The following is a 14,322-nucleotide window of genomic DNA, read 5'->3' on the forward strand; positions in this document are numbered from 1 at the left end:
GGTTATTCCGGTTGACCTTTTCAACATAATATAATGAGCTATATCAATGGAATCCCGATGATTTATGCTTCTTCAACAGCAAGCTTATCCAAAGCCAGCTTCGCACGCGAACGGGCTTCCTCCACTGTGCCGGCGGTTGACAACGCAACTGCGATCCGTCTTCCGATCTTGGTCACCGGTTTCCCAAAAATGCGCAGCTGCGTATTCGGAACAGCCAGTGCTTGCTCGGCGCCGGTAACTGTATAATTCTCCAGCTCTCTCGCCGCTTTTTGCGGACGGCTGGCTCCCGGCGTTATCAATTCGATCTCCGGGATCGGAAACCCAAGAATGGCACGGACGTGAAGCGCGAATTCAGATAAATTTTGCGTGACCAGTGTAACCAACCCGGTATCATGCGGTCGCGGAGACACCTCGCTAAAATACACTTTATCCTCAGTCAGGAACAACTCAACCCCAAACAATCCATAACCGCCAAGCTCATCGGTAATCTTCCTTGCAATATATTTAGCTTCCTCGATTTGCTCTTCCGACATATTGTGTGGCTGCCAGGATTCGATATAGTCCCCGCTCTCCTGAATATGTCCGATTGGCGCACAGAAGCTTGTTCCATTGACGGAACGAACGGTCAGAAGCGTGATCTCCGACTGGAATATAATGAATTCCTCAATGATCACTCTTCCGTTCTGCACACGGCCGCCCTCCATGGCGATGTTCCAGCAGGACTCGATATCTCCTTCGCAGCGGCATACGCTCTGGCCTTTACCTGAGGAGCTCATCAGAGGTTTAATTACACATGGAAACCCCATGTCCAGAACAGCCTGTTTAAACTCCTCATAAGTATCGGCAAATCGATAGCCCGCAGTAGGCAGCCCTAACTCCTCTGAAGCTAACCGGCGAATCCCTTCTCGGTCCATCGTAAGCTTCGCAGCTCTGGCAGTAGGAATAACCCGGTACCCCTCTTCCTCCAGCTTAACCAGTTCCGAGGTAGCCAGCGCCTCGATCTCAGGTACGATCAGGTCCGGCTTCTCCTGCTCAATGATTGCGCGCAGTTTCTCCCCATCCAGCATATCGATGACATGGCTATGATCGGCAACATGCATGGCAGGAGCGTCGGCATAACGATCGACGGCTATGGTCTCCACACCCAGTCTCTGTGCCTCAATCACGACTTCCTTTCCCAGTTCTCCCGAACCTAGCAGCAGTATTTTTTTCGTTTTTAACATCGTTGTTTTATCCCCTTTTCGTAGTTTCAGAGACTTATAGAATCAGAAATAATAAAGAGGTAAGGGAAATAAGCTTCCCCTACCTCTGCCCAGGCGTACGGCCGTCGTCATCTATGTGCTCCCTCATGGTCCCCCATGCTGCGCCAGTCACACATAAACCTATACATTGTTGTTTAAATCATACTGAATCTTCCCGTTAATTGCAATATCACCATAAGGCGACATTAGGATTTAGACTTCAGCATATCGATCGCATCCTTCAGCGATTGAGAAAACCACTTCTTGGGGTGAATAACCAACTGAATGTCCAGTCGAATGTCGGAATGCGCAAAGGGAAGAATCGAAAGCTCACCACGTTTGATTTCCTCCTCTGCTACCATCTTCGGCAATAATGAGATGCCCGTACCGGACGTCACATATCTCTTGATTGCCTCCGGATTGCCCAATTCCAGGCCTATTCGCATTGGAACTCCGCTAGCACGCAGCACCTTTTCCAACATCATGCGGTAATTACAACTATCCTCGGGCATAATCCATTCGGCATCAGCCAGGTGTTCCAGCTCTATGACAGGTTTAACAAGAAGCGGATGATTCGGATGGGCAATCAGCAGAAGGGGCTCTTCCCGAATGGCGATCCAATTCAAGGAGGAATCCTCTGGTTTTCTATCCAAAATAAGACCGAGATCATACTCGCCCTCTCTCACCTTACTGATAATGCTATCTTCACGATCCGGTTGTATGCGGATGACAAGATCTTCATGCCTTTGTTTCAGCTGGTGAATGACGGACGGAAGAAAATAAGCGGCCAGCGAGTCTATCGTTCCGATCGATAAGGTGCCTCCACCTTGCTTGGTCAGCTTTTCCTTCGACTGCTGAAACAGATCCAGCATTTGAACGGCATACTTAAAAAGCTCCTCACCGGACTTCGTCAGGCGCAAGCCTCTGCCATACCGCTCAAACAGCTTGACGCCGTATTCCTTCTCCAGCTTCTGAATCTGGGTGGTTACGCTGGATTGGGCATAACCCAACTCATCCGCGGCTTTTGTAAAGCTCTGGCGAATCGCAACCTCCCTGAAGGTTTGCAGGTAGATAAGTTCCATCGCTCTCTCCTTATCAATAATATTGATAATAACTATCTATTATTATAGATAACACCGATCTTAATTCCCATGATAAAGTATAGCCATCATTCATGAATTGGAGGAAAGATTATGCTGAGTCAGAAAGAACTGCATGGCATTTATGTTCCTGTGATCACTCCCTTTTCACAGGATTACGAACTGGATTTTCCGTCTTATCATCGTTATTTAAAGAATTTGTTATCCTATGATATTCAGGGATTGGTCATCAACGGAACGACCGGTGAAGCGCCGACAGTTGCTTGGGAGGAAGTCGTGCAGGTTGTGGAGGAAACGCGGGGGAGTCTGGGCGGACGGCTATTGCCGCTCATCATTGGTACCGGTACGAACGATACGGTATCCAGCATAAAGCGAACGGAACTGGCAGGCCATATCGGTGCTGATGCGGTATTGGTCGTCACGCCGTATTACAGTCGCCCTTCGACCGATGGCATTCTGCAGCATTTCCGAAGGGTGGCCGAGGTCGGGATCCCGGTAATTCTGTACGAAGTTCCATCGCGTACTGGAATCCGGTTACCGGTTGATGTCATAAGAAGAATCATGGAGATCCCCGGCGTGATCGGGATGAAAGACAGCACTGAGAGTACGGAGCTCATGAGAAGCTTATCCCATTACGATACGAAGCCCGTTCTATGCGGCAACGATGTCCTCTTTCATGAAATGCTGGTTCATGGAGCCTCTGGTGGAATATTGGCGTCGGCCAATGTGAATACCGAGGTTTTCATTCGGGTGTTTCAATTAGCTGCACAAGGAGATTACTCTCGATCCGAAATGGAGTTCGAAGGTCTGCTTCCCTACATTCGTAAGCTGTTTGAAGAATCCAATCCCGCTCCGCTAAAATGGTTGCTTGCCAAGCAGGGTATCATCTCATCGGACACCCTTCGACTGCCTATGGGACCCATTACGGATGAGCTTAAGCTCTCATTAGATCATGCAATTCAACAACTGAAAAACACCGACTTCTCGGTGTAACCTGCTTTCTCCTCGAGAACGGCTAGGCGTACTCGCTGCCTTGCCATTCTTAAGCTGAAAGATTCATATTATGGGGCATGCACACTTTCAATTCAGGACAAATGTGATGGATGATGCAGATATTTATGCGAAACTATGAAATTCCTGCTTAGATCTATCGCTTTAAAGGATTGATGAATGATTTCGACCCACTTATAATATGGGTACATTCAATCCTCCCAGAATTTTGAAAGGAGATTTGCAGTGCTGCCCTATTCCAGCCCTAATCATGATTTTGCCTTTGAACAATCTGTAATCGGAATGGCAATGGTATCGCTTGATGGAACGATTCTCAAGGTCAATTCGGCACTATGTGATCTATTGGGATACACACAGCAGGAGTTAACTGCCGGGGCGCCGCAAGAAGAAAACAGCTTCCGCGAATTACTGAATCGAGTGGTTCAGAACGCAAAAGCTGCACATGGGCTTCAGCAATCCCTAATCCCGTTTGAATATGCTTATTGCCATCCGTCCGATCGCGAGTTATACCTTAATGCACGTTGCAGCGTTGAGCAGGATCCGGAGCAGGGTCCCAAGGGATATTTGGTACAATTTGAGGATCGAACGCTGCTGAGACAGCTCATGAAACAGCTGGAGCAGAAGGAACAGAAGCTCAACGAGAAGGAACATTCGTTTCTGCAGCTGCTGGAAGGACTTCCCCTCTCCGTACTCATCACAAAAAAAGGCATTGTCCACTATGTTAATCCTGCCGCGCTCAGACTTGTTAACGCTGCGCATCCCCGTGACGTCCTTGGAATTTCAACCGACGTGATCGTCGACGCATCGTACCATAACGCATTGATGAAACGCAGGGCAAAATATGCGGAGAACGGAGAGCTCGGAAGCTTCAATTATCTGATACGCTGTCTGGACGAACAAAAGAAGATGGTCACCGGGTTCACGTTAATCATCAATTATGAAGGCGAGAAGGCCGCTGTCGGCATCTTTAAAGACATCACAGAGCAGCGGGCAGAAGAGGATCGCGTGATGCAATCCGAGAAGCTGACCACCGCCGGCCAGTTGGCCGCTGGCATTGCCCATGAAATTCGGAATCCATTAACTTCGATTAATGGATTCGTGAAGTTGCTGCGATCAGCGGAACGCAGTAACGAGCTCTATTTTGAAATCATTGAATCGGAGCTCAAACGAATCGAGCTCATTGTCAATGAACTCCTGGTACTTTCGAAACCGCAGGGCGTTCACGTCAGCGGACCCATCGACGTGTATGCCATTATGGAACAGATCATTACGCTTATGAAGGTTCAAGCAGCCCTCAAAAATATCGAGATCATCCCTCATTATCCGAGGGTACCGGTCTTCGTCCAGGGTGAAGTCAACCAGCTTAAGCAAGTATTCATCAATTTGCTGAAAAATGCCATGGAAGCGATGAATCAAGGTGGCACCATTACCCTGGACATTCTGCATAACGCTCAAGAGGTTCAAATTATCGTGCAGGATGAAGGGGTTGGAATGACGCAGGAGCAAATCCAATCCCTGGGACAGCCTTTTGTTACAACCAAAGACACCGGGACGGGACTCGGAATGATGATTACCAAGAACATTATTCATAATCATGGCGGAACGATGAACGTAGAGAGCATACCTGATCACGGGACAACCTTTACGATCCATTTACCGGCTTTATAACGCATACATATTATCGGAGGAAAAGGCATGGACAATCAGGAACCAAAAACACATAAACAATTTGCGATGGACTGCTTCAATCAGGTATGGGATATCTTGGAGAACAAACAACGTACACCGGAAGATGAAGAAAACATGATTCACATATGTCACAGCTCGTTTTGGCACTGGACACGGGTTGAAGATCATACACAGCGCAACCTTTCCATTGGATATTGGCAGCTCTCCAGAGTGTATGCGGTAGCGGGCCAAGGCGAACAAGCACTGCGTTATGCCAAGCGCTGCATCATTGTCGGATCATCGGCAAGCCTCGAACCATTCTATATAGGTTACGGGTATGAAGCGGAAGCCCGAGCCTATCTGGTCCTGGGAAACAAGGAGCAAGCTATGGCGTCCAAAGAAAACGCGACAAGGTATCTCGATAGGGTAACCGACAAGGAGAGCCATCAGATGCTTGCGAACGATCTCAAGAATCTGTAATAGGACACGGCCTTCCTCTGGGCAGACCCTTTATCGGAATGGTGCAACCAGTTGATAACCGATATGATAAAAGACTTCTCTGATTAAAAAAGGGACTTTGCTTCTCAGGCTCTGATACGCACTCCGGGATGCGGGTGAAGGATTGGCTTCCAGGCCCATATCTTCTGCCATCATCATCGCCCGCTTCATATGCAGCGGGTCACTTACAATGAGATAGGAGGACAGCCCTGCTGTATCCCCTATCTCATTGGCATAATGCAGATTCTGCTCGGTGATCGTCGAAGCCGTCTCGACAAGGATATCGCGCTCTGGAACACCATGCTCGATGGCATACTGTCTGGCAACTTCCGATTCAGCAAGTTCATCCTCCGAACTACGTCCACCTGTAAATATCAGCTTGTTTACAAACTGACGGTCATACAGCCAAAGTGCATGATCAATGCGTCCCTGAAAAACAGGCGAAGGCTCTCCTTCCCATACTGCAGCCCCCAGCACTATTGCTGCATCAGCCGGGATATTTACTATTCTTTGTGCGTAGTTCCAAATCGTGCTGCCCACATATATCGTATAAATCAGCAGGATTCCCATTAGTCCCAGCAAAACTCGAATCACGATACGCTTTCTTCTGCCCCCCGCTTCCCTTGCCGGCATATTTCGCATCATGTTGCACCTCCAAGCCCAATCTTAATCTAGCTAAGGCATCCGTTCTAAGCAAGCCGCCCTTATTCACAGATTTCAGAAAAAATAAGCCCAATGCACCTCATTGTTATGAGAGATACATTGGGCACAGCATGTTAAAACATCAGAACTATGAAATAGTACGCCATTCAGACTTTAGCATACCATAGGAATACTCATCCCACCAAATATCGCCACGAGGGATACACTGTTGAAAATAGCCTTCTCTCCTCATGCCCAGCTTCTCCATCACCCGGTACGAGGGTGTATTCTCGGGCTGGCATGTCGCAATGATTCGATGCAACCCCAATACCTCGAAGCCGTGCTGAAGCAAAGCTCTGGCGGCTTCCGTGGCAAACCCCCTACGATGATAGGTCGAATTAAACACCCAGCCGATTTCATACGTATGTTCGCCGAACCATGGATGAAACACCATGTGACCAATCACATGCTGATCTTCCTGCAGCATAACCGCATAATGATGAGCTTTTTCGCCCTTGTTCTGCTCCAAAAATTGCTTCACAGTTTCTTCCGTATGCACCGGCTCAGGCATGTAATGCATCACCACCGGATCGGATGTATACTGCAGAACATCCTGCCAATCATCTGGTTCAAACTCGCGAATCACTAATCTTTCGGTAACGATATCCATTTGCCTAACTCCTCTTCAAGTTGTATTTAAGTGTCCTCATTCCTCACACTTCAATACAGAGGCAAATGCGATTCGCCGTATATGCAGATCTTTCTTGATAACGCCGGGTCACCCTCTTTCACTGTACAGACTACTCCGAATATATTCGCCCTAAATTATGAGACTCCTTCATAATATGTCAAATTTCCGGATATTTTGGCTGAGAATCGATTTCATTTTATCAAAATGCATGCCTTCATGATATAAGCAAAAGCTTAAGAATTCTTCTACCCTGGTTAACTTTAAACCTTTGGAGGTTGTATAGAGAGATATCCAGCGTCCGCTTTAACCGAGTGTACTCCAAATGCCGATAATCCGTCCAAATGGACAGCCCTTCTCCCTATAGATATTCTTAACTATAGTCTGTAATCCGTGACGGAAAATCAGCAGCAATAAAGATAGAATATTTATCATTGATTCAACTCGTCCAATAGCTGAAGCAGCGTTTCTTCCTTCACTGCGCTACCCCCTCGTCTTTTTCATCAATAACATGATCCTCCAACAATATGGTATCAGATATGCAACGACTTGAACGTGATCCAGTCGGCAACCATTTATTGTTTAATGAATTTCCATTGACACCGGTTTCATTAAGGATATATTATAAACTTAAATAGAGCTTTCCAATATTAATTCTTCATAAACGTTTTGGGAATCTCACATTTCTGTCTTTTTAAGTTTATTTATTAAACTTAAAGAGCAGAGTGTTTAAAGAGGAAGGTAGTGATCGCACACAATGGAAGTACATTTGCCCAGCACGATTCGCAGGATGAACAAAGAGATTGTGCTCAACACCATTAAGGATATGGGACCTATAGCCCGGACCGACATTGCCAAAGAGACCGGGATAACCAAGGCAACCGTGTCCGATATCGTCAAGACACTCATTGAGGAGAAGTTAATTTTTGACGAGAAGGATGACGCCGATTTAAGCAAACGCGGCACAAGACTTCATTTTGCCAAGAACGCCGCCTTCGGTATCGCCGTTGATCTTGGGGGGACTACCCTCCATTTCGGACAATTCAATCTGGCCGGCGAATGCATCGCTAAGCATACCGTTGCTACTTATAAGCATCAGTCAAGCCGGGAATTTCTAGACCATATGGCAACCGACATCAAAGATTTCATTGAATCTACCAGACAGCCGGCCAACCGCCTCGCATTCATAAGTATTGCCACTCCCGGAATCGTTGATCCATCCTGCGGCATGGTCCTTGAAGGATCTCCCAACTTGCCGGAATGGAAGAACATTGATCTAAGGCAGTACTTTAGCAACGTATTTCAGGTACCCGTTACCGTTGAGAACGACGTGCGAGCTGCGCTTGTCGGCGAGATGTATGCCGGCGCGCTCCAGAATTTAAACTCTGCCGTGCTCATTGGCATTGGAACCGGGCTGGGTTCCGCTATTCTGATTGACGGCAAATTGATACGAGGTGCAAGAAACGCAGCAGGTGAAATTGGTTACATGCTGTTTCAGAAGCATCATTTGTATACCCCATCGGACAAGGGACACTTTGAAATTATATGTTCCGGTTCTGGTTTGGAAGCTGCTGCGCTTAAGATTTTCGATAAGAAGCTTACGGCTAAAGAAGTATTTGAGATGTCTGTGGAGGGAGATATCCAGGCACGTCATTTGGTTTCTAGATTCGAGGAGCATTTGGCCCTGGGCATTCTGAATATTATTTCCCTGCTCAATCCGGAGAAGATCCTGCTTATGGGTGGATTAACGCAATCCCTCTCGCTCGAAGGATTGAATGCCAAAGTGGGGCTCCACACTACGGACGTGACCGATGTTACGATCGAGATATCAACCCTACAGCATCAATCGGCACTGCAAGGCATAGCCATTCTGGGCTTAAAGCAAGCTTACCCGTCACTTCAATATATGAATGACAAACAACTCTACTAACAGGAGCGTGATTATAAAATGTCAGGAATCCAATTGCACCCGCATGATATTGTAGACGAAGGTATACCGCAGATTATGTCTTATATTCGTAAGCTGAAGGATATCCGTTACATCTTCCCTGAAGTTAATACCATTTTCGAACGAAATCCGAACCCTGTTGGCCGTTTACCGCGAAACGCCGTGCACGATGTTGTATTCGGTACGGGAACGATGCACGCCATTCTACCTTCTTATGAGGGCTCTGGACTTGATCAGCGAAGAGAACTCACCCTCAGCCCGGATCAGGACCCTTTGATGATGATTAAAGAATCACTGCAGTACGAAGAGTACGAGATTATCCCGTGGCTGAATATTTTAAATGGCCATTTTGAAGGCCGTTTGCTCGCCAACAACCTAGTTACGGATATGGATGGACAAGTCATACCTCACTGGCTCTGCCCCAATGCCCCTGATGTCATCGGCTTCTGGGAAACAGCATTGCTCGACTTGCGCAAGCGTTACGGATACACCACTTACATGATTGATCGCATCCGGTATCCGGATTGGGGCGGCGAAGAAGTGAACCCGAAAGGATTGTTAACTTGCTTCTGTCCGCACTGCGAGAAGAAAATGCTGAAACAGCACATGGATGTAAGCGCCCTCAAGAATACGCTGAGACAATGGACCTCCCTAATTGCAGAGAAAAAATTCGAGGAGGCCGTAACGTTTGCCCAAAACCATGTGCTTATACAAAAATGGATCACGTTTCGTCAACGAAGCGTAACCGGCTTCGTGGAACGTCTCATCGATCGCGTAAGGAAAGTAAACGAAGACTTTACCTTGTGGCTGGATCTCTGGCCTCCTGCTTACAGCTGGATGCTCGGTCAGGATTATGCAAGCATCACGAAGTTTGCGCCCGCCTTGAAACATTTTCCGTATCATAAGCTGGGCGGCGGTGCGGACGTACAAGGATTGATTCATTATTTAGCGGATACTGCAGAGGAACAGGAAAGCGCATTCCGGGCTTTTAAAAGATTCTTTCAGCTTCCGTACGACCTGTCCTATGAGACGTTTAAGCGAGAAGGGTTCCCTATTCAATTTGTCGCTGATCAGAACAACAAGGTGCGAAATCTATCCGCCCCTGATACGCGTATCTATAGCGGAATTCAGATGTGGAACATCTCTCCTCAGAATCTGATCGAGGCCGTGAAGGCCGGTGAGCGTAGTGCCGCAGATGAACTGCTGTACTACTGTTACGGCTGGGCTGCGGATGATCTGTTTGAAGCCATACAAACCTATCGAGAGAAGGGAATGAACTAGCATGCAAAAAATACAGCGCCCCATTATTTACTTTCTCATCTTTGCTACCATGTTTGTACTCGGCGGAATTCAGAACACCAAGGGTCTCATTCTGGAGAAGGTCCAGACCGATATCAATCTGGATCTCAGCCAAGTCGGCGTTATGGTATCCGTCTTTCAAGTAGGATTTTTGCTGGCAAGCCTTGTGGCCGGTATATTCGCAGACCGTAAAGGCATCAAGATCGTCATGACCTTCGGTACGGTTCTGATGATTCTCGGTTTAATCGGAACCGGCTCCTCCTATGCCGTGGCCTTCTTTCTCGGATTCTATCTGATTGTCGGTATTGGTATCGGCTCCATGACAGTCTCTGTTGCGACGCTGATCCCCACCTTCTTCAAAGAACGATCCGGCGTGGTGTTCAACCTAGCCAACGCGTTATTCGGAGTTGGAATGATTGTTACTCCGCTCGTACTGAATGCGATTTTCTCTCACAACATCAGTTGGCGGATGTTCTATATCGGAGTAGCCGTCGTGATTGCCCTCATTCTGGCTGGACTTATGATGTTTAAACCGGAACGGAAGGTCGTCTCCGAAGGACAAGATAAAGTCAGCTTGATGTCGGTTGCAAGATTGTTTAAGGATCGCCAAATCTTATACGTCATTCTGTTCATTTTGTTCTATGTTGCAGCAGAAGCCGGATTCCTGAATTTCTTCCCTATCTTCTATACGTCGCTGGACATAGCCGGGATGGACGCGGCGCAGAAAGCCTCAACGGCAGCGTATATCATTGCCAGCTTTGCTTTCTTATTTACCATTGGACGTTTCGTGGGCGGGTTCATCATCTACAAGCTTGGCGAAAGACGCACCTTGATCGGATTCTCCGTATTCGCTTTTCTAGCCTTGATTCTCGGGCGGGTCCTGGTTGTGAACGCCAGCTATCTGATGATGCTGTTCGGACTTGCCCTGTCCGTATTGTTCCCGACGGCTCAGGGCATTGCTTCGAAACTCACGAAGCAGGCCGGGTCACTGCAAGGCCTCATCTACGTTGCCTCTGGTTTGGGAGGTGCCGTTGTTGGACTCTTGATCGGAGAAGTATCCGATTCCTTTGGCATTCAGCATGGATTTAATATGATCTTTCTTTTTACAGCAATTATTACAGTGTTGGCCCTGCTTATTCGCACCCCTGGACGGACAAAAGCCTAATCATTTCTGCATAATCATTACGCTCCCCAAGATCGCCCGCAGCATCGGGCGATCTTTTTATTTTTGGACTGCCACGATGCTCACAAGAGATTTTTCATCTTCTGTGCAACATTCGCACGTCCCGTCCGTCTATGGATATATAGCAGCAAGTACATTTTACCAATTCATGATAAGACTTAGCTGAATCCTAGCGTACTAGGATAATCTACATTTGGAGGATACTACCATGAAAAAAATCTACAAAGTACTAACAACCGCTACAGTTCTTGCGATGGCGGCAATGCCGATAGCAGCGAATGCACAGGACGTCCCTCCTGCTTCAGCCCACACGGGACAAGGTAACATCATGAACCAGGTGAAGAAGAGCGTGCCTGGAACGATGGGCTACATAACGGACTTCGTAAATGACAAAACAGGCACATGGATTACCGTAACCGGCCGGGGGTTGGCAGCAACCGATCAACAAGAAATCAGGCTCTCCGTATCCAAGGATACTAAAATCATCGATGCCCAAGGGAACCAGGTCCAGCTGCAAACGATCGTGGATAAAAACAAAGCGATAAAAGCTTTCTATAGCCCAAACATAACGAAGAGCTTACCCGCTCAAGGTTCGGCGCTTACGATTATTGTTCAGGATCACGACTTTGCCGTTATAGATGGAACTATCTCCGAGGTTAACAAACAAGGTATCCTTGTGGAGGGAACCAATCTGTACAACGACAGCCAAGAGACCATTCTGCTTCATCTGGATCCAAAAGCAAAAATCATCGATCAAAATGGCAACACTATGAAAGCAAGCGACCTGAAAACCGGCATGAGCATTCGTTCCTTCTATGGACCTGCCGTTGCGTTAAGTATGCCGCCTCAATCAACAACGAATTATATTCGGGTCAACGCGGATGCCGAGAATAACGATCAGGAGCAAGCAGCCGGTATTGACGGAATCCTTACAGAAGTGAAGGATGGAAGAATTAGCGTTTCCGGTAAACTAGTTAAAGCAGGTGACCTCGAATACATCGTGCTCGCTGTTGATGGCGACACAAAGATTGTAGATGCCGAGGGCAAACCATTAACAGCTGAAGCCTTGAAATCGGGTCTGCGAATCGAAGCTGAATACGTGTCTGTGATTTACCCTGCCCTGTCGCATGCAGATAAGATCGTGGTCTCCGATACCTCAGCGCCCAAAGTCGAAGGCACGATAACTGCATCCGAACGCACTTCTAAGGATCAACTGTATATCAATGTAGGTTCAGATCAATCCACGGATAACGATATCATCATCAACATCTCCAAGGATACTCAAGTGATTGGACTGAATCCCGACGAGAAGCTGGAACCCGGCATGAAAATCGTGGTCTTCCACTCCCCGATCATGACCATGTCCATACCCGCATTCACTTCCGCCGAAGTGATTATGGTTCAAGCCGACAACTAAGCTGATGTCCTGGCTGCTTACCGTAGCTAAAATAAATCGCCAAAAAACAAAAAAACATCGTACTCAGGAATTCCTGAATACGATGTTTTTTTAATGTAGTAAGATATCAATCGTTACTTAACTATTCCTCAAATTCCACGTTGTGATATACCTGCTGAACATCCTCGAGGTCTTCCAATGCGTCGATCAGCTTCTCGAACTGTACCTGTCCTTCTTCCGGTAAGGTGACAAAATTCTGAGCCAGCATGGTAAGCTCGGCAACGGTAAATTCCGTAATACCAGCGGCTTTGAATGCTTCCTGAACCGCATGGAACTGGTCGGGTTCGGCATAGACGATTTATAGTTTATTGCTCTCACTTTTTGTATGAAATTTTATACGTTTATCATATCAAATAATGAATGATTTTACCATCTCAAAATATATGTATATCCTTCTTTATTCAAACCCTGTCATGTTCTGCTGAATATATTGCAAACAAATTCGTTGCTACCTATATTCACTTCTTTTGTTAAATTGACTGCAATCAATCATTATCACAAACTAATCTAATCATGTTAAAGAGACAGAAGTCATTCTAAATTGGTCTCTGTATTTCCCATGCTGATATTCAAACTATAGTAATATAATTTCTCCTTATTCAATATACCCGTACCTATAACTGATATGTCAGTGCTAACCACTTCTGTAGTCAGGAACATAGCCGCAACGGAAGCTGCATTTTGAAGAGCGGAACGCGTTACTTTAGCAGGGTCAACGATACCAAACTGTCACTATTATTATAAAAATGATCGCAATGACCACTTCTTTTAATGAATCTAATAATTACATTGTTAAGTGGTGGTTATAAAATGTAAAGTCTACATTAGATAGGCAAGGCTCATTATCTTCAAGTCAGGCGGTTCACGTTCTCAACTTCGTTGAAAATCTCAGCAACCTTAATTAATATGAGTATTTAAAAGGAAGATACGTTCTCCATAGTCCCATATTTCTGATTAAGGATGTATTTTCAGGTAGAATAAAAGTCCGTTCTTCAAATAAATGAATTATTTTACATATCACATTTTGTGCCATGTGCCTTGGTTACTGAACGAATACATATTTCTCTGCCAGTTTTGTTATATTCGTTCCAACTAAAAACTCACCTGTAAATTTCGTAACATTTCAAAAGTGTTTACATAATCAACATTAAATTCTGCGCATACTACCGGAATTAGAATTCTCTTTTTCATTTCAGGATTGAATGCTTCATGAGTGACTAGCGTATAATGATTGGCTTTTGCATAGGCAATTAACCATGCATCCGCATTTCGAGCGAACTCCTCTTTAGCACTAGGAGTATATTGCGGGTTACTATATGCCCATTGTTGTATTTCTGCATAACTTTGAATCACATCTTGAGAATCCGTTCGCTCAAAATAATCCTTAAAGTTTTCAGCAGTCCACATATGCAATCTATCAGCATTTTTGGGGTTAGGAGAAATGATTTCTTCTTGGATTTTATCTATACTACGAATATTATTTTTGCCAGCATGGCTCAACAGAGATTTCCAAAAGCTTGGCGCTAAATCAAAATCATAATACCCTCTATGTGCACTGATAAATACGTTCGCATCTAATACGTACAAT

12 protein-coding genes, 2 pseudogenes and 1 riboswitch are annotated in these 14,322 nt (G+C 46.1%); of the genes and pseudogenes, 7 read left to right on the forward strand and 7 right to left on the reverse strand.

What is annotated here, in order from left to right; all coding sequences use genetic code 11:
- Window positions 1-62: 62 nt before the first annotated feature.
- Both purT and MHH48_RS20575 read right to left on the reverse strand, forming a co-directional pair.
- A complete protein-coding gene (purT, locus tag MHH48_RS20570; protein WP_076321775.1) occupies window positions 63-1,223 on the reverse strand; it encodes a phosphoribosylglycinamide formyltransferase 2 in 1,161 nt (386 codons plus the stop codon).
- A gap of 80 nt (window positions 1,224-1,303) precedes the next feature.
- Window positions 1,304-1,384, reverse strand: a riboswitch (ZMP/ZTP riboswitch).
- A gap of 63 nt (window positions 1,385-1,447) precedes the next feature.
- A complete protein-coding gene (locus MHH48_RS20575) occupies window positions 1,448-2,323 on the reverse strand; it encodes a LysR family transcriptional regulator (protein ID WP_076321776.1) in 876 nt (291 codons plus the stop codon).
- Window positions 2,324-2,434: 111 nt separating this feature from the next.
- On the opposite strand from MHH48_RS20575, the gene dapA reads away from it, so the two are divergent.
- The 3 genes from dapA (at window position 2,435) to MHH48_RS20590 (ending at window position 5,500) form a co-directional block, all read left to right on the forward strand.
- Window positions 2,435-3,334, forward strand: coding sequence for a 4-hydroxy-tetrahydrodipicolinate synthase (gene dapA, locus MHH48_RS20580; protein ID WP_076321777.1), 900 nt, complete (start codon window positions 2,435-2,437; stop codon window positions 3,332-3,334).
- Window positions 3,335-3,577: 243 nt separating this feature from the next.
- Window positions 3,578-5,020 carry a PAS domain-containing sensor histidine kinase gene (locus MHH48_RS20585; protein WP_076321778.1) on the forward strand — a complete coding sequence of 481 codons (1,443 nt, stop codon included), beginning with the start codon at window positions 3,578-3,580 and terminating at the stop codon, window positions 5,018-5,020.
- Between the two features lie 27 nt (window positions 5,021-5,047).
- Complete coding sequence (locus MHH48_RS20590) at window positions 5,048-5,500, forward strand: hypothetical protein (RefSeq protein ID WP_076321779.1); 453 nt, start codon at window positions 5,048-5,050, stop codon at window positions 5,498-5,500.
- A 30-nt stretch (window positions 5,501-5,530) separates the two neighbouring features.
- Here the strand turns inward: MHH48_RS20590 and MHH48_RS20595 are convergent, their stop codons facing one another.
- Entirely contained in the window at window positions 5,531-6,163 is a 633-nt protein-coding gene (locus MHH48_RS20595) for a YdcF family protein (RefSeq protein ID WP_076321780.1), read from the reverse strand.
- 145 nt (window positions 6,164-6,308) lie between these two features.
- Window positions 6,309-6,830, reverse strand: coding sequence for a GNAT family protein (locus MHH48_RS20600; protein ID WP_076321781.1), 522 nt, complete (start codon window positions 6,828-6,830; stop codon window positions 6,309-6,311).
- 775 nt (window positions 6,831-7,605) lie between these two features.
- Here MHH48_RS20600 and MHH48_RS20605 point away from each other — a divergent pair.
- The 4 genes from MHH48_RS20605 (at window position 7,606) to MHH48_RS20620 (ending at window position 12,695) form a co-directional block, all read left to right on the forward strand.
- Window positions 7,606-8,778: an ROK family transcriptional regulator gene (locus MHH48_RS20605; protein WP_076321782.1), complete on the forward strand. Its 1,173-nt coding sequence runs from the start codon at window positions 7,606-7,608 to the stop codon at window positions 8,776-8,778.
- An 18-nt stretch (window positions 8,779-8,796) separates the two neighbouring features.
- The gene (locus MHH48_RS20610) at window positions 8,797-10,077 is read left to right on the forward strand and encodes a hypothetical protein (protein WP_076321783.1); all 1,281 of its coding nucleotides are present in this window, start codon (window positions 8,797-8,799) and stop codon (window positions 10,075-10,077) included.
- Between the two features lies 1 nt (window position 10,078).
- Window positions 10,079-11,260 (forward strand): MFS transporter, encoded by a 1,182-nt coding sequence (locus MHH48_RS20615; RefSeq protein WP_076321784.1) that lies wholly within the window; start codon window positions 10,079-10,081, stop codon window positions 11,258-11,260.
- Between the two features lie 226 nt (window positions 11,261-11,486).
- A complete protein-coding gene (locus MHH48_RS20620; protein WP_076321785.1) occupies window positions 11,487-12,695 on the forward strand; it encodes a peptidase in 1,209 nt (402 codons plus the stop codon).
- A gap of 121 nt (window positions 12,696-12,816) precedes the next feature.
- On the opposite strand, the pseudogene MHH48_RS20625 reads toward MHH48_RS20620, so the two are convergent.
- The 3 genes and pseudogenes from MHH48_RS20625 to MHH48_RS20635 form a co-directional block, all read right to left on the reverse strand.
- A pseudogene (locus MHH48_RS20625) lies at window positions 12,817-13,032 on the reverse strand (YebC/PmpR family DNA-binding transcriptional regulator); the annotation flags it as partial.
- Between the two features lie 233 nt (window positions 13,033-13,265).
- Window positions 13,266-13,463, reverse strand: a pseudogene (locus MHH48_RS20630) (hypothetical protein); the annotation flags it as partial.
- Window positions 13,464-13,826: 363 nt separating this feature from the next.
- On the reverse strand, window positions 13,827-14,321 hold the full coding sequence (locus tag MHH48_RS20635) for a DUF4411 family protein (protein ID WP_076321786.1): 495 nt from the start codon (window positions 14,319-14,321) through the stop codon (window positions 13,827-13,829).
- Window position 14,322 lies beyond the last annotated feature (1 nt).

It is taken from the genome of Paenibacillus sp. FSL F4-0100, from assembly GCF_037993005.1.
Taxonomy (GTDB): Bacteria; Bacillota; Bacilli; order Paenibacillales; family Paenibacillaceae; genus Paenibacillus_AQ.

Bases quoted from the DNA above. Each gene is read 5' to 3' on its own strand.
- purT (WP_076321775.1), bottom strand. From the start codon at position 1,223: ATGTTAAAAACGAAAAAAATACTGCTGCTAGGTTCGGGAGAACTGGGA.
- MHH48_RS20575 (WP_076321776.1), bottom strand. From the start codon at position 2,323: ATGGAACTTATCTACCTGCAAACCTTCAGGGAGGTTGCGATTCGCCAG.
- dapA (WP_076321777.1), top strand. From the start codon at position 2,435: ATGCTGAGTCAGAAAGAACTGCATGGCATTTATGTTCCTGTGATCACT.
- MHH48_RS20590 (WP_076321779.1), top strand. From the start codon at position 5,048: ATGGACAATCAGGAACCAAAAACACATAAACAATTTGCGATGGACTGC.
- MHH48_RS20595 (WP_076321780.1), bottom strand. From the start codon at position 6,163: ATGATGCGAAATATGCCGGCAAGGGAAGCGGGGGGCAGAAGAAAGCGT.
- MHH48_RS20600 (WP_076321781.1), bottom strand. From the start codon at position 6,830: ATGGATATCGTTACCGAAAGATTAGTGATTCGCGAGTTTGAACCAGAT.
- MHH48_RS20605 (WP_076321782.1), top strand. From the start codon at position 7,606: ATGGAAGTACATTTGCCCAGCACGATTCGCAGGATGAACAAAGAGATT.
- MHH48_RS20610 (WP_076321783.1), top strand. From the start codon at position 8,797: ATGTCAGGAATCCAATTGCACCCGCATGATATTGTAGACGAAGGTATA.
- MHH48_RS20615 (WP_076321784.1), top strand. From the start codon at position 10,079: ATGCAAAAAATACAGCGCCCCATTATTTACTTTCTCATCTTTGCTACC.
- MHH48_RS20620 (WP_076321785.1), top strand. From the start codon at position 11,487: ATGAAAAAAATCTACAAAGTACTAACAACCGCTACAGTTCTTGCGATG.